The organism is Mesorhizobium sp. YC-39 (assembly GCF_025753795.1).
GTDB lineage: Bacteria > Pseudomonadota > Alphaproteobacteria > Rhizobiales > Rhizobiaceae > Mesorhizobium.
Map to the genome: position 1 here is coordinate 652349 of NZ_JAOWPS010000004.1, position 21068 is coordinate 673416.

General features: G+C 63.7%; 18 protein-coding genes and 1 other RNA gene. 17 read left to right on the forward strand and 2 right to left on the reverse strand.

Annotated features, from left to right (window positions below):
* Positions 1-143 precede the first annotated feature (143 nt).
* The gene (locus tag OHD62_RS24600) at positions 144-890 is read left to right on the forward strand and encodes a lytic transglycosylase domain-containing protein (RefSeq protein ID WP_263788071.1); all 747 of its coding nucleotides are present in this window, start codon (positions 144-146) and stop codon (positions 888-890) included.
* A gap of 59 nt (positions 891-949) precedes the next feature.
* An RNA gene (rnpB, locus tag OHD62_RS24605) (RNase P RNA component class A) lies at positions 950-1359 on the forward strand.
* 98 nt (positions 1360-1457) lie between these two features.
* Here the strand turns inward: rnpB and OHD62_RS24610 are convergent.
* On the reverse strand, positions 1458-2099 hold the full coding sequence (locus tag OHD62_RS24610; protein WP_263788072.1) for a methyltransferase family protein: 642 nt from the start codon (positions 2097-2099) through the stop codon (positions 1458-1460).
* A gap of 170 nt (positions 2100-2269) precedes the next feature.
* The gene (locus tag OHD62_RS24615) at positions 2270-3385 is read right to left on the reverse strand and encodes a cystathionine gamma-lyase (RefSeq protein ID WP_263788074.1); all 1116 of its coding nucleotides are present in this window, start codon (positions 3383-3385) and stop codon (positions 2270-2272) included.
* A 395-nt stretch (positions 3386-3780) separates the two neighbouring features.
* Between OHD62_RS24615 and mraZ the strand changes: the two genes are divergently transcribed.
* From mraZ to ftsA, 15 genes are all read left to right on the forward strand, one after another.
* Entirely contained in the window at positions 3781-4239 is a 459-nt protein-coding gene (gene mraZ / locus OHD62_RS24620) for a division/cell wall cluster transcriptional repressor MraZ (RefSeq protein WP_263788076.1), read from the forward strand.
* Entirely contained in the window at positions 4236-5267 is a 1032-nt protein-coding gene (gene rsmH / locus OHD62_RS24625; protein ID WP_263788078.1) for a 16S rRNA (cytosine(1402)-N(4))-methyltransferase RsmH, read from the forward strand. Before mraZ ends, rsmH begins: the two co-directional genes overlap by 4 nt.
* A gap of 4 nt (positions 5268-5271) precedes the next feature.
* Entirely contained in the window at positions 5272-5667 is a 396-nt protein-coding gene (locus tag OHD62_RS24630; RefSeq protein ID WP_263788080.1) for a hypothetical protein, read from the forward strand.
* Positions 5668-5735: 68 nt separating this feature from the next.
* Positions 5736-7445 carry a peptidoglycan D,D-transpeptidase FtsI family protein gene (locus OHD62_RS24635; protein WP_263788554.1) on the forward strand — a complete coding sequence of 570 codons (1710 nt, stop codon included), beginning with the start codon at positions 5736-5738 and terminating at the stop codon, positions 7443-7445.
* A 54-nt stretch (positions 7446-7499) separates the two neighbouring features.
* A complete protein-coding gene (locus OHD62_RS24640) occupies positions 7500-8954 on the forward strand; it encodes a UDP-N-acetylmuramoyl-L-alanyl-D-glutamate--2,6-diaminopimelate ligase (RefSeq protein ID WP_263788081.1) in 1455 nt (484 codons plus the stop codon).
* Complete coding sequence (locus OHD62_RS24645) at positions 8951-10384, forward strand: UDP-N-acetylmuramoylalanyl-D-glutamyl-2,6-diaminopimelate--D-alanyl-D-alanine ligase (protein WP_263788083.1); 1434 nt, start codon at positions 8951-8953, stop codon at positions 10382-10384. Before OHD62_RS24640 ends, OHD62_RS24645 begins: the two co-directional genes overlap by 4 nt.
* Positions 10385-10410: 26 nt before the next feature.
* Positions 10411-11493: a phospho-N-acetylmuramoyl-pentapeptide-transferase gene (mraY, locus tag OHD62_RS24650; RefSeq protein WP_263788085.1), complete on the forward strand. Its 1083-nt coding sequence runs from the start codon at positions 10411-10413 to the stop codon at positions 11491-11493.
* An 8-nt stretch (positions 11494-11501) separates the two neighbouring features.
* Complete coding sequence (gene murD, locus OHD62_RS24655) at positions 11502-12902, forward strand: UDP-N-acetylmuramoyl-L-alanine--D-glutamate ligase (RefSeq protein ID WP_263788087.1); 1401 nt, start codon at positions 11502-11504, stop codon at positions 12900-12902.
* Positions 12902-14053, forward strand: a complete 1152-nt coding sequence (gene ftsW / locus OHD62_RS24660) for a putative lipid II flippase FtsW (RefSeq protein ID WP_263788090.1) — start codon at positions 12902-12904, stop codon at positions 14051-14053. Before murD ends, ftsW begins: the two co-directional genes overlap by 1 nt.
* Before the next feature lies 1 nt (position 14054).
* A complete protein-coding gene (gene murG / locus OHD62_RS24665) occupies positions 14055-15179 on the forward strand; it encodes an undecaprenyldiphospho-muramoylpentapeptide beta-N-acetylglucosaminyltransferase (RefSeq protein WP_263788091.1) in 1125 nt (374 codons plus the stop codon).
* Positions 15179-16585, forward strand: a complete 1407-nt coding sequence (gene murC / locus OHD62_RS24670; RefSeq protein WP_263788092.1) for a UDP-N-acetylmuramate--L-alanine ligase — start codon at positions 15179-15181, stop codon at positions 16583-16585. Before murG ends, murC begins: the two co-directional genes overlap by 1 nt.
* Positions 16582-17547 (forward strand): UDP-N-acetylmuramate dehydrogenase, encoded by a 966-nt coding sequence (gene murB / locus OHD62_RS24675; RefSeq protein ID WP_263788095.1) that lies wholly within the window; start codon positions 16582-16584, stop codon positions 17545-17547. Before murC ends, murB begins: the two co-directional genes overlap by 4 nt.
* A 323-nt stretch (positions 17548-17870) precedes the next feature.
* Positions 17871-18797, forward strand: a complete 927-nt coding sequence (locus OHD62_RS24680; RefSeq protein ID WP_263788097.1) for a D-alanine--D-alanine ligase — start codon at positions 17871-17873, stop codon at positions 18795-18797.
* Complete coding sequence (locus tag OHD62_RS24685) at positions 18785-19726, forward strand: cell division protein FtsQ/DivIB (RefSeq protein WP_263788099.1); 942 nt, start codon at positions 18785-18787, stop codon at positions 19724-19726. The genes OHD62_RS24680 and OHD62_RS24685 overlap by 13 nt, the downstream gene beginning before the upstream one ends.
* On the forward strand, positions 19723-21030 hold the full coding sequence (ftsA, locus tag OHD62_RS24690; RefSeq protein WP_263788100.1) for a cell division protein FtsA: 1308 nt from the start codon (positions 19723-19725) through the stop codon (positions 21028-21030). The genes OHD62_RS24685 and ftsA overlap by 4 nt, the downstream gene beginning before the upstream one ends.
* Positions 21031-21068: the final 38 nt, after the last annotated feature.

Sequence of the window (21068 nt, forward strand, 5' to 3'; positions counted from 1 at the left end):
CTTGCCTCGCCTTGTTTGGCGCCAAATCGGCCGTCAAAGGCGATCCGTGCAAGTTGTCGGATCTCTAGTCCCCCAGATTTTCCGATGTTGATTTAGCGTATCTGCGTGAAGTTCTTCGCGCGGTCCAGACAGAACAGGATCACATGCAGAAATTGACCGTTGTAACGGCAGCTGTTGCTGCCGGCGTAATGACTTTTGCCTTCAGCGCGGCGAATGGCGCGCCACTGAGCCAGCGAGCAGACCAGGGTTTCACTGTCGCAGCCGGCAAGACCGCCATGCCGAAAACCGCCCAGGGCGCAAAGGCAAAAAGGACAGCCAGCCCGAAGGTGGAAAAAGCGACTGGGGTAAAGGCCAAAAAGGCGACTTCGGCGAAAAGGGCGACCTCGGCGAAGAAGGCAGTCTCCAAGCGGCATGTGAAGCGCAACAGGAAACACGTCGACCGGACGACGACGGCGTCGATCGATCGCAAGAGCAAGGCGGTGCCGACGGCAGTGTCCGGCGGCACTGGCCAGTATTCGGCAATCATCGCCCGTTATGCCGCCACCTACGGCGTGCCGGTGTCGCTCGCCAACGCCGTCGTCAAGATCGAGAGCAACTACCAGCCGAACATCGTCGGCGGCGCCGGCGAGATCGGCCTGATGCAGATCAAGCCGGCGACGGCGCGGATGATGGGCTACACCGGCTCGGTCAAGGGCCTGTTCAATCCCGACACCAATATCAGATACGGCATGAAATACCTTGCCATGGCGCGCGGGCTCGGTGGCGGCACCACCTGCGGCACGATCCTGAAATACAATGCAGGTCACGCGGCCAAGCGGATGAACCCGGTGTCGGCGGCCTATTGCGGCAAGGTCAAGGTGCAGATGGCAGCGCTTGGGTCGCCTGCATGAACTGGTCATAAGTCGCTTTTTCGTTTGCGTTTTTTGGCGTGAACCCCTTTATACGCTTGCCAGCTGGCCGGGCGGCCGCACTCGCGAAGCCGAAAGGCTGCGGGTGAGGAAAGTCCGGGCTCCATGGAGACACGGTGCCGGTTAATGGCCGGCGGGGGCGACCCCAGGGAAAGTGCCACAGAAAGCAAACCGCCACGATCCGGCTTTGCCGGATTCGGGGCAAGGGTGAAAGGGTGGGGTAAGAGCCCACCGCGCGACTGGCAACAGGAGCGGCACGGTAAACCCCACCGGGAGCAAGACCGAATAGGGACGGTGCGAGGGGAAACCCTCGGGGGCTGTTTCCGGCTCACCGTCCGGGTAGGTTGCGTGAGGCGCATGGCAACATGCGCCCAAGATGAATGGCCGCCACGTTCTCGTGCCGCAAGGGGCGAGGGCCATACAGAACCCGGCTTACAGGCCAGCTGGCAATTTCTTCCCACTATAGCAAGAAACCCCCTAATATCAGCGGGTTGCGCCTTCGGGCGCGCCTGTTCATTCAACCGTTTTCAAGAATGGCGGCGCCGCAGCTCAGTACAGCCAGAAGAGAACAGGAATCACGCCATTTTCCTGTCCGGATTCGATGAATTCGAAAAACGGTATGGAGACCAAGAACATCAAGCCGTCGCGCAGCGTGTGATTGAAACTGCGTGGTGTGAAGGTGACCACGGCCTGATCGCGAAAAAGCCGGGGATTGGGAAAAAACCGTGGCACCCGTGCGACGTAGTCCTTGTACGGCGACCCGAGCACGGTCATCAAATGCCGTTCCTCGCGCAGTGTGACGATGTGGAACGCGGCCGCGCACAAAACCGCCGACGCCACCGCGACGATCACGCTGCCGGTCTGGGCGCCGATCCCGGCCGCCGCTACAGTGGAGAAAAAATACAGCGGATTGCGCATCACCGAATATGGGCCGGTAGCGACCACTTCGGCCGATTTGCGATCGCCGATATAGAGGATCGACCAGAGCCGGCCGCCGATCCCGATCAGTATCACGGCGATCCCGTGCGCCTCTATGCGTTCGTGGGTTAGTTCGTCGTGCGGAGAGCCGCCGAAGACCAGCAAAACGCAAAAAGCGCCGATCAGCAGCGCCAGCAGGACGCGTCGGCGCCGCTGATAGCGGCCCATTTCGTCGAACGACTTTTCACGCGAAGAACGTGCCGCTGCGGCCATGGGACAATCCTTTCGCCGCGAGGACCGGCAACCGGAATCCTTGTCGATGCAACTTGCGGAGAAATCATGGCGAAAGACAAACAAAAGGCGCCGAAGCGGCCTCAAGCCATCGTTGGTGCCTGCATCTGGAGCATGATCCCGAAAGTGACCTGAAATCGTGATCGACCCGTTCACGCGCCCAAATTGTCGAGCGATGCTTCGATTGCCTGCCAGAGCTCTTCCACCGGCTCACAACCAACTGACAGGCGAACGAAGCCGGGCGGAACCGCATCCCCTCTTTTCGCCCGTCGCTCGGCGGAGGTGTGGACGCCGCCGAAGGAGGTCGCCGCCTGCATCAGGCTGCAATTGTTGATGAAATCCTCGGCCTTGTTCTCTGAATCCAGCACGAAGGAGATGAGAAAGCCGAAGCGCTCCATCTGGGCGCGGGCAAGATTGTGGGACGGATCGCCTTCCAGCCCCGGAAAGCGCAGGCCGGAGATCACGGGGTGGTCTTGCAGCCGCCGCGCCAGCACTTCGGCGGAAGAACACATGCGGTCGAAGCGCACGTCCAGTGTTTCCAAACCGCGATGCACCAGCCATGCCTCGAATGGGCCGGGAATGGCGCCCGCCGTCTCGCGCCAGTCGGTCACCTTTGTGATTATGTCGGCGTTACGGCTGGCGACATGGCCGAACAGCACATCGGAATGGCCGTTGGGCGCCTTGGTGTCGGCGGCAATGACGATATCGGCGCCGAAATCGAGCGGGCGCTGGCCGAAAGGCGTCATCGTGGTGTTGTCGACGGCGAGGATCGCGCCTGCTTTGTGCACGGCTTCGGCGACGGCCGTAATGTCGCAGATGTCCAGCCCCGGATTGGCCGGGGTCTCGACGAAGGCGAGGCGATAGCCGTCGAAGCCGCCGTCGAGGAAGCTCGAAGTCGGGCGGACATCGTAGGTGATGCCGAAAGGCTTGAGGAAGCGATCGGCCAGCGCTCTCGTGGCGTGATAGCCGTCCGCAGGCAGCAGGATCCGGTCGCCGGATTTCAGCAGCGCGAAAAACACCGCCGAGATCGCAGCCATTCCGGAGGGGAAGCCGACGCATGGGGCGTCTTCCAGATGCGCCAGCATGTGCTCGACGGCCCTCCATGTTGGATTGTCGTATCGGCCGTATTCGTCGGAGCCCGCAGCATCGCCCGGTGTATGAAAAATCGCGGCCATGGTTAGGGGCAAGGGAATTGGATCGCCCTTGGCAAGCCTGCCACGACGCAGGTGGGGAAGTGCCGCAGCGCGTGACCTGGCTGTTTCAGACATCGATTCAAACCTTGTTTCTGCAGCGGACCCTACCGTCAGGCCACGGCCTGCAGCAAGCGGCGTCCGGTTGGGCCAAGCGGCTCTAAACGCTTCGTTAGGCTTAATAGAGGATAAAGACGGGTGTGCCGTCAAAGTCGCTCTCACCGGTTGTGGCGCGCGCGTTTGTGAAGCCTGTTCCCGTTGACGCCCATAACACCCCATGGTATCCCATATCGATATTCAAGCCTTCGTTCCGCGTCAGGGTGAAGCGTACGCCAATCGGGCAGTCGCGGCGGCTGCGCGTTTGCCTGTTTTCGCCCCCTGGAACGACATGGATTTCGGGCAGGGACCGCGCTGTGGCGGCGCGGGGGGCAAAATGCAGAGGGGTGCGGCGGCGCAAGCGGCTGTAACGCGTAATGGACCGGTTTCTCTCGAACGCGGTGAACAGGATCGATGCGAAGGGGCGGGTGTCCGTTCCGGCGCATTTCCGTTCGGTCGTGCAGAAGCGGGGCTATTCGGAGCTCTATGCGCTGCGTTGCCTGGACCGTCCGGCGATGGATGTCGGCGGGCTCGACCTGCTCGACCGCTACGAGCAGCGCATCGCGCAGGAAGACCCATTCCTGCAGACGGCGGACGACATGTCGTTCTTCTGCCATGGCGATGGGACATTCCTGAAGCTCGATCAGGACGGGCGCATCACGATGAGCGATTTCATCCGCGAGCACACCGGCATTTCAGCGGAAGTGGCCTTTGTCGGTCGCGGCAATTTCTTTCAGATCTGGGAGCCTGGACGGCTTGCCACCTACGGGGCGGAAGCGCGCGCCCGGCTTTTGCAGCTTCGGCAGGGGACGAAGCCCGGGGAGAGACCGGAATGATGGCGGGCCACGGCGATGACCTTCACGCCGTTGGCGGACCGGCCCGCCACATTCCGGTCCTCCTTGCCGAAGTGCTGGAGGCGCTTTCGCCCAAGGCCGGCGAAGTGATCGTCGATGGCACGTTCGGCGCCGGCGGTTACACCAGGGCCATTCTGGCGAGCGGCGCCTCGGTTGTGGCCATTGATCGCGATCCGGATGCGATCGCGGCGGGGCGAGATCTCGAGGCACAGTCGGACGGCAAGCTCCGGCTTGTCCACGCGCCATTCTCGACGCTGGATGAGCATGTCGAACGCGCCGACGGCGTGGTGCTCGATATCGGTGTCTCCTCCATGCAGATCGACCAGGCGGAGCGCGGCTTTTCGTTTCGCGCCGATGGGCCACTCGACATGCGCATGGCGCAGGCGGGCCTGAGTGCCGCCGACGTCGTCAATTCCTTCAAGGCGGGCGATCTTGCCCGCATCTTCGGTTTCCTCGGCGAGGAGCGCCATGCCGGCCGCATCGCCCGCATGATCGAGAGCCGCCGCGAAAAACGGCCGTTCGAGCGGACGCTCGATCTTGCCGACGCCATCGAAACGCATATCGGCCGCGCCCCGAAGGACAAGATCCATCCGGCGACCCGCGTCTTCCAGGCACTGCGCATCTTCGTCAACGACGAGCTCGGCGAACTGGCCAAGGCGCTGTTTGCGGCCGAGCGCGCGCTGAAGCCGGGCGGGCGGCTGGCCGTGGTGACGTTTCATTCGCTGGAAGATCGCATCGTCAAGCGCTTCATTGCCGACCGCGCCGATCAGATGACCGGATCGCGGCATATGCCCGAGGCGCGGACGCGCCTGGCCACCTTCCGCAAGGCGGGCGGCGGCGTGACGCCTGGCGATGCCGAGATATCGGGTAATCCGCGGGCGCGTTCGGCAAGGCTGCGCGCTGCCATCCGTACCGAGGCGCCGGCGCGCGCCGGCGACTTTGCGATTTTCGGTCTGCCAAAACTTCCTGGCCCAAAACTTCCCGGCGCCAACCGGCCGGGAGAGAGGTGAGCACGTGTTTCGTACCAGCGACATAGTCCTGATCGCCGTCATGGTCTCGGCCGCGGCCCTGACCTACAAGACCAAGCGCGAGGCCGAGGAACAATTGGCGGCGGTGCAGAAGGTCCAGGCGCAGATCCGCTACGAGGAGGACACGATCGACCTCCTGAAGGCGGACTGGAGCCTGCTCACCCAACCGTCGCGCCTGCAGAAGCTGACCGAGATCTACAAATCGCAGCTCGACCTCGAGCCGGTCAATGCGCGCCAGATCGTCGGCCTGGACGATCTGCCGGCAAAGCCGGTCAACATCCTGGACCTTTCGTCCCAGCGCCTGGGCGGTATGGCTGATAATTCTGGCAAAGGATCATTAGACGGCAAGGATCCCGTCGTCACCGGAGGCATCGTGCAATGATCGCCAGACTGCCAATGATTTCCAGACTGGCAACGATCGCCAGACCTGTGGCGATCGCAAGACTTCCGGTGATCGGGAGACTGCTGGGGCGCCGCGCGAAATCCGGCGAAGGCGGCTCGATCGTTGTCGAAGGCGCCCGCAAGGCAACCGGCGGCAAGGGCAGGACCCGCGTTGTCATGACGATGGCGGTGTTCTTCGGTATCTATGCGACGATTGCCGGGCGGCTGGTCTATCTTGGTTTCCAGAATCCCGATCTGTCCGGCGGTCCGCAGAGCCGGGTGACGGCGTCGCGGCCCGACATCGTCGACCGCAATGGCGAGGTTCTGGCGACAGACATCAAGACGGCATCGCTGTTTGCCGAGCCGCGCCGCATCGTCGACGCCGACGAGGCGATCGAAAAACTGTCGACGGTGCTTCCCGAAATCGACTATGAGCAGACCTATCACAAGCTGAAGAGCGGCGCCGGCTTCGTCTGGCTGCAGCGGCAGCTGACGCCCAAGCAGCAGGCCGACATCATGCAACTCGGCATCCCCGGCTTCGGCTTCCGCACCGAAAAGCGCCGCTTCTATCCGGCCGGCGAAACCTCGTCCTACATTGTCGGCCTCACCAATATCGACAATCAAGGCATCTCCGGCATGGAGAAGTACATTGACGAACAGGGGCTTAGCGACCTTCAGGCATCCGGCCTGGCGATTGCCAAGGACCTGAAGCCGGTACAGCTCTCGATCGACCTGCGCGTCCAGCATATCGTGCGCGACGAGATCGCCACCGGCATGGAGAAGTACCATGCGATCGCGGCCGGCGCCGTCGTGCTCAACGTCAAGACCGGCGAGGTGGTGGCGATGGCCTCGGTGCCGGATTTCGATCCGAACAATCCCTATAACGCGCAGGAGAAGGATCGGCTGAACCGCATGTCGGCCGGTCTTTACGAGATGGGCTCGACCTTCAAGAGCTTCACCACCGCGATGGCGCTCGATTCCGGCAAGGTAACGCTGCAAAGCCGTTTCGACGCTTCGCGTCCGATCAGGATCGGCCATCAGACCATCCATGATTTCCACGGCAAGGGCCGAGTGCTGTCGGTGCCGGAAGTGTTCATCTATTCCTCCAACATCGGTTCGGCCAAGGAGGCCGAAGCGGTGGGCATCGACGGGCACCGCGAATTCCTGCATCGCCTGGGCATTCTCGAAAAGATGCAGACCGAATTGCCGGAAGTCGCCCGCCCGACCGAGCCCAAGGTCTGGAAGCAGGTCAATTCGATCACCATCGCCTTCGGGCACGGCGTGTCGACGACGCCGCTGCAGACCGCGGTCGGTTGCGCGGCGCTGATGAATGGCGGCTATCTGATGGAGCCGACCTTCCTGACACGCACGCAGGAGCAGGCGATGTCGGTCGCCAAGAAGGTGGTCAGCGACAAGACTTCCGAGGGCATGCGCTATCTCTACGCGCTCAATGCCGAGAAGGGGTCGGGCAGGAATGCCAGGGTTCCAGGCTACCGCGTCGGCGGCAAGACCGGAACGGCCGAGAAGGTCGTCAATGGCCGTTACTCCAAGGACAAGAATTTCAACGCCTTCGTCGCGGCTTTCCCGATGGACGATCCGCAATACATCGTGCTCACGATCGCCGACGAACCGAAGGCCGAAAAGCCCGGCATGGGTGCCACGGCCGCCTCGAATGCGGGCGTCATGGCCGCAAACATCATCCGACGTTCGGCTTCCATGCTTGGCGTGAAGCCAGATTTCAGCCATGAAAATGGTGCAACGCTGGTTTCCTATCAGTGATTCTTAGGGCGCGCCGGCAACTGCGCGCTATTTTGTTGAGATGAACGGGGTTCGATGAAGCTCAGAGATCTAGCCGGTATTCTGCCTGTCGAGGGGAGAGCTTCCCCCGATATGGAAGTTACCGGGATTTCGTCGGATTCCCGCGAGGTCAAAACCGGCGTCGTCTTTTTCGCGCTCGCCGGCACCAAGGCGGACGGGGCAGCCTATGCCGCCGATGCCGCCAGGCGCGGCGCCACCGCGATCGTGGCGGGCAAGGGCAGCGCCATTGCCGGACTGCCGGTGCCGGTTCTTATCGTCGACGATCCGCGCCTGGCGCTGGCGCTGAGTGCTGCCCGTTATTTCGGCAAGCAGCCGCAGACCATGGTCGCGGTGACCGGAACCAGCGGCAAGACATCGGTCGCCGCCTTCACCAGGCAGGTGTGGGAGCAATCGGGCTTTGCCGCCGCTTCGATCGGCACCACCGGCGTGGTGGCGCCGGGCCGCAACGAGTATGGCTCACTGACCACGCCCGACCCGGTCGCTCTGCACCGGCTTCTCAAGGAATTGGCGGATGCCGGCGTCACCCATGCCTCGATGGAAGCCTCCAGCCATGGGCTCGACCAGCGCCGGCTCGACGGGGTGAAGCTTGCCGCCGGCGGCTTCACCAATCTTGGCCGCGACCATATGGACTACCATCCGTCGGTCGAGGACTATCATCACGCCAAGCTGCGCCTGTTCGACGCGCTGCTGCCGAAGGGCGCGCCTGCCGTCATCTTTGCCGACGATCCGTGGTCGGAGCCAACGGTTAAGGCGGCACGGGCGGCGGGGCTGAACGTGCTGACGGTCGGCCGCCATGGCGAGTTCCTGCGGCTGAAGCGGGTCGAGCACGAGCGCCACCGCCAGCGCGCCGAGGTGGAAGTCGATGGCGTTCTCCACGAGGTCGACCTGCCGCTGGCTGGCGATTTCCAGATCGCCAACGCGCTGGTCTCGGCGGGTCTCGCCATTTCCACCGGAACAACTGCCGCCAAAGCCTTGATGGCGCTGGAGAAATTGAAAGGCGCGCCGGGCCGGCTCGACCTCGTTGGAACAACGTCCAATGGCGCGCCGGTCTATGTCGACTATGCGCACAAGCCGGATGCGCTGGAAAACGTGCTGGCTTCGGTACGGCCCTTCACGACGGGCCGCGTCATCGTCGTGTTCGGCTGTGGTGGCGACCGCGACCGGGGCAAGCGGCCGATCATGGGCGAGATCGCGACGCGGCTCGCCGACGTCGTCATCGTCACCGACGACAATCCGCGCTCGGAAGTGCCCGAAACGATCCGCGCCGCTATCCTTGCGGCCGCGCCCGGCGCCATCGAGATCGGCGACCGGCGCAAGGCGATCCACGAGGCAGTCGCCATGCTCCATGCCGGCGACACGCTGATCGTGGCCGGCAAGGGCCATGAGGAAGGCCAGACCATCGGCACCGAGACGTTGCATTTTTCCGACCATGAGGAAGTCCGCGCCGCGCTCAGGGAACGCGCCGCATGAGTTTCCTGTGGACCTCCGAGGATATGGTCGCCGCCATGGACGGACGGCCGCTCGGCCCGATGCCGGAGGGTGTTACCGGCATCTCGATCGACAGTCGCAGCCTTGCGGCGGGCGAGGCCTTCTTCGCCATCAAGGGCGAAACGATGGATGGGCATGACTTCGCGACCGCCGCCATCAAGGCTGGCGCCGGCGTCCTGGTCGTCGCCGAGGGCAAGCTGCCGGCGCTCGGCCGGCTGACGGCGCCGATGATCGTCGTGGAGGACGTGCTGGCCGCACTTGAAAAGCTAGGGCTGGCCGCCCGCGCGCGTTCCAGCGCCAGGATCATCGCGGTGACCGGTTCGGCGGGCAAGACCACCACCAAGGAGGCGCTGCGCCATGGGCTGTCGGCTGTCGGCAAGGTGCATGCCTCGGCGCAGTCGTTCAACAACCACTGGGGTGTGCCGCTGACGCTGGCGCGGATGCCCGCAGACTGTGACTATGCCGTCTTCGAGATCGGCATGAACCATCCGGACGAGATCCGGCCGCTGGTCAAGATGGTCCGGCCGCATGTCGCCATCATCACCTTGATCGCGGCGGCGCATCTCGGCTTCTTCCGCAGCCTCGATGAGATCGCCAAGGCCAAGGCCGAGATCTTCGAAGGACTGGAGCCGGGCGGCGCGGCGCTGCTCAACCGCGACGATCCGCGCTCGAAACTCCTGGGCAAGATGGCGAAAGACGCGGGCGTCGAGCAGGTCTACGGCTTCGGAGAGAATGCCCGCGCGACCTTCAAGCTGGTCAAATGCGTGCTGCATGCCGACCATTCGGTCATCACCGCCAAGATCGGCGGGCAGGAGGTCACGGCACGTATCGGCGCGCCCGGCCGGCATATGGTGCAGAATGTGCTAGCGGTGCTCGGCGCCGCGCATCTGGTTGGTGCTGACATCACCAGAGTGGCGCTGGCGCTGGCCGATATTTCGGCCGAACGTGGACGTGGCAAGCGCCATCTGCTGCGCCACCCCAAGGGATCGATCACGCTGATCGATGAGAGCTACAACGCCAATCCGGCATCGATGGGCGCTGCAATGGCGCTGCTCAATGCGACGCCGGTTTCGGGCGAAGGCAGGCGCATCGCCGTGCTTGGCGACATGCTGGAACTTGGCGATCACTCGGCGAAGCTGCATGCCGCGCTCGCCGAGCTCATCGTCGGCACCGAGACGCGAAACGTGTTTCTCGGCGGCCCGGAGATGCGGGCGCTGGCCGACATCCTGCCAGGCGAGATCGAGACGGAATATCGCACCGGCGCCGAGGAGCTGAAGCCGGTGTTGCTGTCGACATTGAGGCCCGGCGATGTGGTGATGATCAAATCGTCGAAGGGTATCGGGTTTTCAAAACTGGTCGAGGCGTTGCTCGGCAAATTTCCGGCGCAAGCCACAACCAGTAAACAGACCTAGGGGTCAGTCCCGGGGGACCGAATCGCATGTTAACACTGCTCGTCGAATTCGCGGACAAGATCTCGGTCTTCAACGTCTTCCGTTACATAACCTTTCGTACCGGGGGGGCGCTGATCACCGCGGCCCTGATCGTCTTCATCTTCGGGCCGGCCATCATCAATTCGCTGAGGCTGCGGCAAGGCAAGGGCCAACCGATCCGCGCCGATGGGCCGCAGACCCATTTCAAGAAGGCCGGCACGCCGACCATGGGCGGATTGATGATCCTGTGCGGCATCGTCGGCTCGTCGCTTTTGTGGGCCAACCTTTCCAGCATCTATGTCTGGGTCGTGCTGCTGGTGACGCTGGGTTTCGGCTCGATCGGCTTCTACGATGACTATCTCAAGGTGACGAAACAATCGCATCTCGGCTTTTCCGGCAAGGCGCGGCTCGGGCTCGAATTCGTCATTGCCGGCATCGCCGCCTGGGTGATCATGCATAATGGCCAGGCGCCGTTCTCATCGTCACTGACCTTCCCCTTCGCCAAGGAATTCCTCATCAATCTCGGCTGGTTCTTCATCCCGTTCTCCTGCTTCGTCATCGTCGGCGCCGGCAATGCGGTGAACCTGACCGACGGTCTCGACGGGCTGGCGATCGTGCCGATCATGATCGCGGCGGCGTCCTTCGGCGTCATTGCCTACCTCTCCGGCAACGCGGTGTTCGCCGAATATCTGCAGATCCATTTCGTGCCCGGCACCGGCGAACTGGCGGTGGTTCTTGGCGCGGTGATCGGCGCCGGCCTCGGCTTTCTGTGGTTCAACGCACCGCCGGCGGCGATCTTCATGGGCGACACCGGCTCGCTGGCGCTCGGCGGCCTGATCGGCACGGTCGCGGTCGCCACCAAGCACGAGATCGTGCTGGTCATCGTTGGCGGGTTGTTTGTGGTGGAGATCCTGTCGGTCATCATCCAGGTCGGCTATTTCAAGATGACCGGCAAGCGCGTGTTCCTGATGGCGCCGATCCATCATCATTTCGAAAAGCTCGGCTGGACCGAAAGCCAGGTGGTGATCCGCTTCTGGATCATCGCCGTCATCCTGGCATTGGTCGGCCTGTCGACCCTGAAGCTCAGGTAGGAGGCCGCTTGATCCCCGCAGCATCCTTCGCCGGCAAACGCGTTTGCCTCTTCGGGCTTGGCGGCTCGGGGATCGCCACGGCGCGCGCGCTGATCGAGGGCGGGGCGGATGTGCTGGGCTGGGACGACAATCCCGATAGCGTCGCCAAGGCAGGCGCCGTCGGCATTACGACCGGCGACCTGCGCGGTGCCGACTGGACGAAATTCTCGGCTTTCGTGCTGTCACCCGGCGTGCCGCTGACGCATCCGAAGCCGCACTGGAGCGTGGAGCTGGCGCGCGGCTCGGGTGTCGAGATCATCGGCGATGTCGAGCTTTTCTGTCGGGAGCGGACCTTGCTGTCGCCAGCAGCGCCCTTCATCGCCATCACCGGCACCAACGGCAAATCGACGACCACGGCGCTGACGGCGCATATCCTGAAATCGGCCGGACGCGACACGCAGATGGGCGGCAATATCGGCCGTGCGGTAATGACGCTCGATCCGCCGGAGCCCGCGCGGCATTATGTCGTGGAATGCTCGTCCTATCAGATCGACCTGGCGCCCTCGATCAATCCGACCGCCGGCATCCTGCTCAATCTGACGCCGGATCATCTCGACCGTCACGGCACCATGCAGCACTACGCCGCGATCAAGGAGCGGCTGGTGGCGGGCAGCGAAACGGCAATCGTCGGCATCGACGATTCCTGGTGCGCCCAGATCGCCGACCGGCTGGAGCGTGCGGGCCGGCACGTCATCCGCATTTCCAAGCGCCTGCCGCTAACCGACGGCTATTTCGCCAACGGTACCGATCTGATGGAGGCCGTGCACGGACGTTTCAGCCGCGTTGCCTTTCTCGAAGGCATCGGCTCGTTGCGCGGCCAGCACAATGCGCAGAATGCGCTGGCTGCCGTTGCCGCCTGCCTCAAGGTTGGGCTGGAGCTCGGCGAGATCCAGTCGGGCCTGGAGAGCTTTCCCGGCCTGGCGCATCGCATGGAGCAGGTCGGCCGCAAGGGCCATGTGCTGTTCATCAACGATTCCAAGGCGACCAATGCCGATGCGGCAGCACCGGCCCTGTCGAGCTTCAACCGCATCTACTGGATTGCCGGCGGTTTGCCCAAGGAAGGCGGCATCGAGCCGTTGCGCGGCTTCTTCCCGCGCATCGCCAAGGCCTATCTGATCGGAGAGGCCGCGCCGGCCTTTTCGGCGACGCTGGGCGAGGCGGTGCCTTACGAGATATCGGGCACGCTTGCCGCGGCGGTCGAGCATGCCGCAAGGGACGCGGCCAGGGATGACGGCGGCGAGGCCGTGGTGCTGCTTTCACCGGCCTGCGCCAGTTTCGACCAGTTCAAGAATTTCGAAGTTCGCGGCGACGCGTTCAGGCAGGCCGCGAACGCTATTGATGGCGTGAAGCCCATCGGAGGGACACGATAATGCAAAGCCGTCTCGACAAAAGCCCGGTCGCCACCTGGTGGTGGACGGTCGATCGCTGGTTCCTGGCAGCGTTCCTGTCGCTGATGGGGCTCGGCATCGTGCTGTCCTTCGCGGCCAGCCCGGCGGTGGCTCAGCGCATCGGCCTCGACAGCTTCCATTTCGCGACACGGCAGATCATCTTCACCATTCCAGCACTTGGCGTGATGCTGGCCGTCTCCTTCATGGAATCGCGACAGATCAGACGCATGGCGCTGGTGATGCTCGGCATCACGCTGTTCCTGATGGTGGCGGTGCTCTACATCGGTGTCGAGGTGAAGGGCGCGCGGCGCTGGGTGTCGCTTGCCGGCCTGTCGATCCAGCCATCGGAATTCCTGAAGCCGGCCTTTGTCATCATCTGCGCCTGGCTGTTTGCCGAGCACAAGCGCCAGCCCGACATTCCAGGCAATCTGTTCGCCATGCTGCTGCTGGCCCTGGTCATCTCGCTGTTGGTGGCGCAGCCGGATTTCGGCCAGACCATGCTGGTGCTAGGCACCTGGGGCGTGATGTTCTTCATGGCCGGTTTGCCATGGCTGTGGATCATCGCGCTGGGCGCCGCCGGCATAGGCGGGGTGTTCGCCGCCTATACGGTGTTCCCGCACGTCGCCGGCCGCATCGACCGCTTCATGACCGGCGAGGGCGACACGTTCCAGGTCGACATGGGCCGCGAGGCGTTGATCAATGGCGGATGGTTCGGCGTTGGGCCAGGCGAGGGCACCGTCAAGCGGGTCATACCGGACAGCCATGCCGACTTCGTCTTCTCTGTCGCCGGCGAGGAATTCGGGCTGATCATGTGCTTCTTCATCATGTCCATTTTCGCCTTCATCGTGCTGCGCGGCCTCAACACGGCGCTCAAGGAGCAGGATGATTTCACGCGCTATGCGGTTGGCGGCCTCGTCACCGTCTTCGGCCTGCAGTCGGTCATCAACATGGCCGTCAATCTGCAGCTGATGCCGGCCAAGGGCATGACCTTGCCGTTCATCTCCTATGGCGGCTCCTCGCAGATCGCCATCGCCATCTCGATGGGCATGGTGCTGGCGCTGACGCGCAAGCGGCCGGAACGGCGCAAGCAGATGGGCTTTGCGCCGCCGGCGCGCGCCATGCCGGCGGAATGAAATGGCGAAGGGGGTCATTCTTCTGGCGGCGGGAGGCACCGGCGGGCATCTGTTCCCGGCCGAGGCGCTGGCGCATGAACTGAACCGGCGCGGCTGGACGGTGCATCTGGCCACCGATGACCGTGCCGAGCGTTTTGCCGGCCAATTCCCGGCAGCCGGCATCCATCCGATCCAGTCGGCGACGATGGGTTCGAAAAATCCTTTCGCCGTGCTTGCGGCCTTCTGGAAGATCTGGGGTGGGGTGCGCCAGGCCTCCGCAGTGATCGGCCGGATCAAGCCGGCCGTAGTCGTCGGCTTCGGTGGTTATCCGACGCTGCCGCCGCTCTATGCGGCGACGCGGCGCAGCGTGCCGACGCTGATCCACGAGCAGAACGCGGTGATGGGGCGCGCCAACCGGGCGCTGGCCGGACGCGTCGATGCCATTGCCGGCGGATTCCTGCCGCAGGATGCAAGTGCCGCGGGCGCCAAGACGGTGACGACGGGCAATCCAGTCAGGCCGCAAGTGCTGGAGGCGGCAAAGACGCCCTACGGGACCTCGATCGGCAAGCAGCCGTTCCGGTTCCTGGTGTTCGGCGGCAGCCAGGGCGCACAGTTCTTTTCCGATGCGGTGCCGGCGGCGATAGCGCTGCTTTCCGACGCACAACGCAAGCGGCTCGTGATCACGCAGCAGGCGCGCGCCGAGGATGTGGAGAGGGTGAAGGCGGCCTATGCCGCTCTTGGCATCGAGGCCGAGGTGTCGCCCTTCTTCACCGACATGGCGGCACGCCTGGCCGCGGCGCATCTGGTGATGTCGCGATCCGGCGCATCGACCGTGTCGGAAATCGCCGTGGTCGGCCGCCCAGCGCTGCTGGTGCCCTATCCGCACGCGCTCGACCACGACCAGGCGGCCAATGCGGCGGCCCTGGCCGCGGCTGGGGGTGCGGAGGTGCATCCGCAATCCTCGCTCTCGCCCGAACGCGTCGCGCAACTTGTCGGTGGGCTGATGGACGATCCGGAAAGGCTCGCCGCCATGGCAGCGGCCGCGAAATCGGCCGGAAAACCGGATGCGGCGCGGTTGCTCGCCGACCTGACAGAGGCTATTGCGTCGAAGAAAACCGTTTCGGAATTCAGGAAGGAGACGCATTGATGAAGATGCCGCAGACGATCGGCCTTGTGCATTTCATCGGCATTGGCGGTATCGGCATGAGCGGCATCGCCGAGGTGCTGCATAATCTCGGCTACAAGGTGCAAGGATCCGACCAGGCCGACAGCGCCAATGTGCAGCGCCTGCGCGACAAGGGCATCGAGTGCTTCGTCGGCCACAGGCAAGAAAATCTCGGCGACGCCGAGGTGGTCGTCGTTTCGACCGCGATCAAGAAATCCAATCCGGAACTCAAGGCCGCGCGCGAAAAGCTGTTGCCCATCGTGCGGCGCGCGGAAATGCTGGCCGAATTGATGCGCTTCCGCCAGGCGGTGGCCATTGGCGGCACGCATGGCAAGACGACCACGACCTCGATGGTGGCGACGCTGCTCGAAGCCGGCGGGCTCGACCCGACCGTCATCAACGGCGGCATCATCAACGCCTATGGCACCAACGCCCGCATGGGCGACGGCGAGTGGATGGTGGTCGAGGCCGACGAGAGCGACGGCACGTTCCTGAAGTTGCCGGCCGATATCGCCGTCGTCACCAACATCGACCCCGAGCATCTCGATCATTACGGCTCATTCGACAAAGTGCGCGAGGCGTTCCGCCAGTTCGTCGAGAACGTGCCGTTCTACGGCTTCGGCGTCATGTGTACAGACCATCCGGAAGTGCAGGCGCTGGTCGGCAGCATCGAGGACCGGCGCGTCATCACTTACGGCGAGAATGCGCAGGCCGATGTGCGCTTCACCAACCACCGCATGGCGGGTACGACTTCGGAGTTCGACGTGGTGATCCGCGACCGCAAGGGGCGAGGTCAGACGACGATATCGGATCTGCGCCTGCCGATGCCCGGTCGTCACAACGTCTCCAACGCGACGGCGGCGATCGCCGTGGCGCATGAGCTCGGCCTGTCCGCCGAGGCGATCAAGAAGGGCCTGTCGTCCTTCGCCGGCGTCAAGCGCCGCTTCACCCATACGGGCTCGTGGAACGGCGTCGATGTGTTTGACGATTACGGCCACCATCCGGTCGAGATCTCGGCGGTGCTGAAGGCGGCGCGCAGCGCCACCAAGGGCCGCGTCATCGCCATTGCCCAGCCGCATCGCTTCACTCGGCTGCATGATCTGTTCAACGAGTTTTCCGCCTGCTTCAACGACGCCGACACTGTGATGGTGGCGCCGGTCTACGCGGCAGGCGAAGAGCCGATCGAGGGGGTGACATCGGATGCGCTGGTGTCGCGCATTCGCGCCGGCGGCCATCGCGACGCCCGCTACATCGAAGGCCCCGCGGCAATCGCGCCGGTTATCCGCGATCTGGCCAAACCAGGCGATTTCGTCGTCTTTCTCGGCGCAGGCAACATCACCCAATGGGCCTATGCGCTGCCCAGGGAACTCGGCGGAAGCGTGTCATGATGCGCGGCCAGGCGTTGATCGATAAGCTTGGCGACCGGCTTGCCGGCCTGCGCGGCCGCATCACGCCCAATGCCGAGATGGACAAGATCACCTGGTTCCGCGCCGGCGGACTGGCCGACGCGTTGTTCCAGCCAGCGGACGAGGACGATCTCGCCGCGTTCCTGAGCGCGGTTCCAGAAGAGATCCCGCTGACCATCGTCGGCGTCGGCTCGAACCTCCTGGTGCGCGATGGCGGCGTTGCGGGCTTCGTCATCCGGCTTTCGGCCAAGGGTTTTGGCGAGGCCGAGGCGATCGGCCCGACGACGATCAAGGCGGGTGCCGCCACGCCCGACAAGCGCCTTGCCTCCGTCGCCTACGAGGCCGGTATTGGCGGCTTCCATTTCTACCACGGCATTCCGGGCGCTATCGGCGGCGCGCTAAGGATGAATGCCGGCGCCAATGGCGTCGAGACGCGCGAGCGCGTCGTCGAGGTGCGGGCGCTCGATCGCAAGGGCAATGCGCATACGCTGAGCAATGTCGATATGGGCTATGCCTATCGCCATTCGGCGGCACCTTCCGGGCTGATCTTCACTTCGGCTGTGTTCGAAGGCAGCCTGGAAGACAAGGCCACGATCAAGGCGGCGATGGATGCCGTCCAGCATCATCGTGAGACCGTGCAGCCGATCCGCGAAAAGACCGGTGGCTCGACCTTCAAGAATCCGGAAGGCACCTCGGCCTGGAAGGAGATCGACAAGGCGGGGTGCCGGGGGCTGATGATCGGCGGCGCGCAGATGTCGCCGATGCATTGCAACTTCATGATCAACACCGGAACCGCGACCGGCTACGACCTCGAATATCTCGGCGAGACGGTGCGCACGCGCGTGCTCGAAAAATCAGGCATCCGGCTGCAATGGGAAATCAAGCGCATCGGCGAGTTCCGACCGGGGCACGCGGTGCAGGAGTTTCTGGGGCAATTGCTCTAGCGCTTCACGCAGTTCATGTGATGCTTGAACTTCAAACGGCCTGAAATCGCCGCGCGACCGTTGCGCCAAAGACTCACAACGCAGTTTTTATGGCCGTTTTTACGGAAAGTGAATCTCTCGGAATCGTAAGCACTTGCCAGTGAATCAACTCTCTGATTCTCTGCCTGAAAGCGTTTCCTGATTTGAGTCGTTCGACGCGTTTCCCGCGTTTTCCGTCTGGGGGGCAACCTGCCGGGAGACTCGGACTCAAGGTTGCGGAAATCGTGAGCAAAGACTGCTCTGATCGAGAGATGCCGGCCCGCCGTGAGAGGGGATGACGGGAAATGAAAAGTAAGCATGTGGCCGTTCTGCTAGGGGGATTCTCGTCCGAGCGGCCCGTGTCTCTGTCTTCGGGGAAAGCGTGTGCCGATGCGCTCGAGAATGAAGGCTACCGGGTCACTCGCGTCGACGTCTCGCGCGATGTCGGATCGGTGCTGGCCGAGCTCAAGCCCGACGTTGCCTTCAATGCGCTGCATGGCCCTTTCGGCGAGGACGGCACCATTCAGGGTATCCTCGAATATCTGGAGATTGCTTATACCCATTCCGGCGTGCTCGCCTCGGCGCTGGCCATGAACAAGGAGCAGGCCAAGAAGATCGCCAAGGCGGCCGGCGTTCCGGTGGCGGAATCGAAGGTGACGAACCGCTTCGCCATCCAGAACAAGCATCCGATGAGGCCGCCCTATGTGGTCAAGCCGGTCAGCGAAGGGTCGAGCTTCGGTGTCGTCATCGTGCATGAGGGTCAGTCGCATCCGCCACAGGTCATCGGTTCGTCCGACTGGAAATATGGCGATACCGTCATGGTGGAGCGCTACATTCACGGGCGGGAGCTGACCTGCGCGGTGATGGGCGATGTGGCGCTCGGCGTCTGCGAGATCATCCCGACCGGCCATTCCTTCTACGACTATGATTCAAAATACGTCGCGGGCGGATCAAAACACGAATGCCCCGCAAAAATTTCACCGAATATTTACCAAAAAATACAGACACTGGCACTCAAGGCTCACCAAGCTGTCGGTTGCCGAGGCGTTTCCCGGTCGGACTTCCGCTATGACGATCGTCACTCCGAAAACGGCGAAATTGTCTGGCTCGAGATCAACACTCAGCCGGGCATGACGCCGACATCCTTGGTGCCTGAAATCGCCGCGCAAGCGGGACACTCGTTCGGTGATTTGTTGAGTTGGATGGTGGAGGACGCTTCGTGTTTGCGTTGAGGTGGGGACAGGGCAAGGAGAAGGGCGCGGCCGGGCCGACGCTGTTCGGCGTGCCGTTGTCGTTCGACCATTTCGTATTGCCGCGCCTGCTTCGCCGACCGGTGCGCGTTTTGGCGCGCCTGGGCGAGGGCGACTTCGAAGCCCCTCCTTTCTCCGCCGCAATCCTGTCGGCGGTGCTGCTGGCGTCGGCTGGCGCCTATGGCGCTTTTCTCGGCGGACATGTCGACAGCATCGTCCAGAGCATCACCGCCCGCACCGGCTTTGCCGTCGACCAGGTCAAGGTGGTCGGCAATCGCGAAACCTCCGAGATCGATATATTGGACAGGCTGGAGCTCGACGGCTGGACCTCGCTGATCGGCTTCGATGCCGAGGCCGCGCGCGAACGCATCGCCACGCTGCCCTGGATCGAGGTTGCGGCGGTGCGCAAGGTCTATCCGCACACGCTGGAGGTGCGCGTCGAAGAGCGCGAGCCCTTCGCGCTCTGGCAGCAAGGCAGCGAGCTTTCCGTCATCGAAAAGTCCGGCAATGTGATCGCGCCGTTCTCCGGCGGCAAGCAGGCATTGCTGCCGCTGATCATCGGTACCGGCGCGCCCGCCAAGGCGCCGGATTTCTTGGCCAGGATCAAGGAATATCCGGAGCTTGCCGCGCGGGTCAAAGGCTATATCCGGATCGGCGAACGGCGCTGGGACCTGAAGCTGGAAAACGGCATCACCGTCAAGCTGCCCGAGGATGGCGAAGATCAGGCGATCGCCGATCTGGTCAGGATGGACCATGAGAACGGGCTTTTGACGCGCGACATCGCCGCCGTCGACATGCGCCTTTCCGATCGTCTCGTCGTCCAGCTGACGCCGGAAGCAGCGACCCAGCGCGAGGCCGCGCTCAACGAGAAACCCAAAATACTGAAGCGCAAGCCGGAGACGAAGATATGAGCTGGCTTGGCGGCAACAGCGATGCCTCGTCGCGCCGGTCCGGCACCCTGACGGTGCTGGATGTCGGCTCGAGCAAGGTTTGCTGCGTGGTGGCGAAGCTGAAGCCGCGCGACGACGGCAAGCTTTTGCGCGGGCGCTCGCATCGCATCCAGGTGATCGGCATAGGCCATCAGAAGTCGCAAGGCGTCAAGTCGGGCGTCGTCATCGATCTGGACAGGGCCGAGCATGCCATCCGCCTTGCCGTCGACGCGGCCGAGCGCATGGCCGGCCTGACGGTGGATTCGCTGATCGTCAACATGACGGCCGGCCGGCTGAAGAGCGAGACCTTCTCGGCCACCATCAACCTTGGCGGCCATGAGGCCGACGAGGCCGACATCAAGCGCGTGCTTGCCGCCGGCGCCAAGCAGGCGCTTCGGGCCGAGCGCGAGGTGATCCATTCGCTTCCCGTCGGCTTTTCGCTCGACGCCGAGCGCGGCGTGCGCGATCCGCGCGGCATGGTCGGCGATCAGCTCGGCGTCGACATGCATGTGCTGACGGGCGATGCCGCCCCGTTGCGCAACCTGGAGCTCTGTATCAACCGCTCGCATCTGTCGGTCGAGCGCATGGTTGCGACGCCCTATGCCAGCGGGCTGGCAGCACTGGTCGACGACGAGCTCGAAATGGGCGCGGCCTGCATCGACATGGGCGGCGGCACCACGACGATCTCGGTGTTTTCGGAAGGCAAGTTCGTGCATGGCGACGCCATCGCCATCGGCGGCAACCACGTCACGCTGGACATGGCCAAGGGCCTGTCGACCTCGCTCGACGCCGCCGAGAGGCTGAAGGTGATGCATGGCTCGGCACTGCCAGGCAGCGCCGACGACCGCGACCTGGTGTCGATCCAGCCGATCGGCGAGGAAGGCGAGGTGCCGTTGCAGGTACCGCGTTCGGTGATGACGCGCATCATCCGCGCGCGCATCGACGAGACGCTCGAACTGTTGCGCGACCGGCTGAACAAATCCGGCTACGGCAATGCCGTCGGCAAGCGCGTGGTGTTGACCGGTGGCGCCAGCCAGCTTTCTGGGCTGCCGGAGGCGGCGCGCCGCATTCTGGGACGCAATGTGCGCATCGGCCGGCCGCTTGGCGTGGCAGGCCTGCCGGAGGCGGCCAAGGGACCGGCTTTCTCGACGCCGGTCGGGCTTTTGATCTACCCGCAGATGGCGAGTTTCGAGAGCCATCCGGCGAAAGGAATTTCCGGTCTGAGAATGACCGGAACGGGCGGAAAACTGCATCGAATGAGTCAGTGGTTGAGAGACAGTTTCTAATTGACGGGGGCAGCCCCATAGGCGGCCGCGGCGGCGAA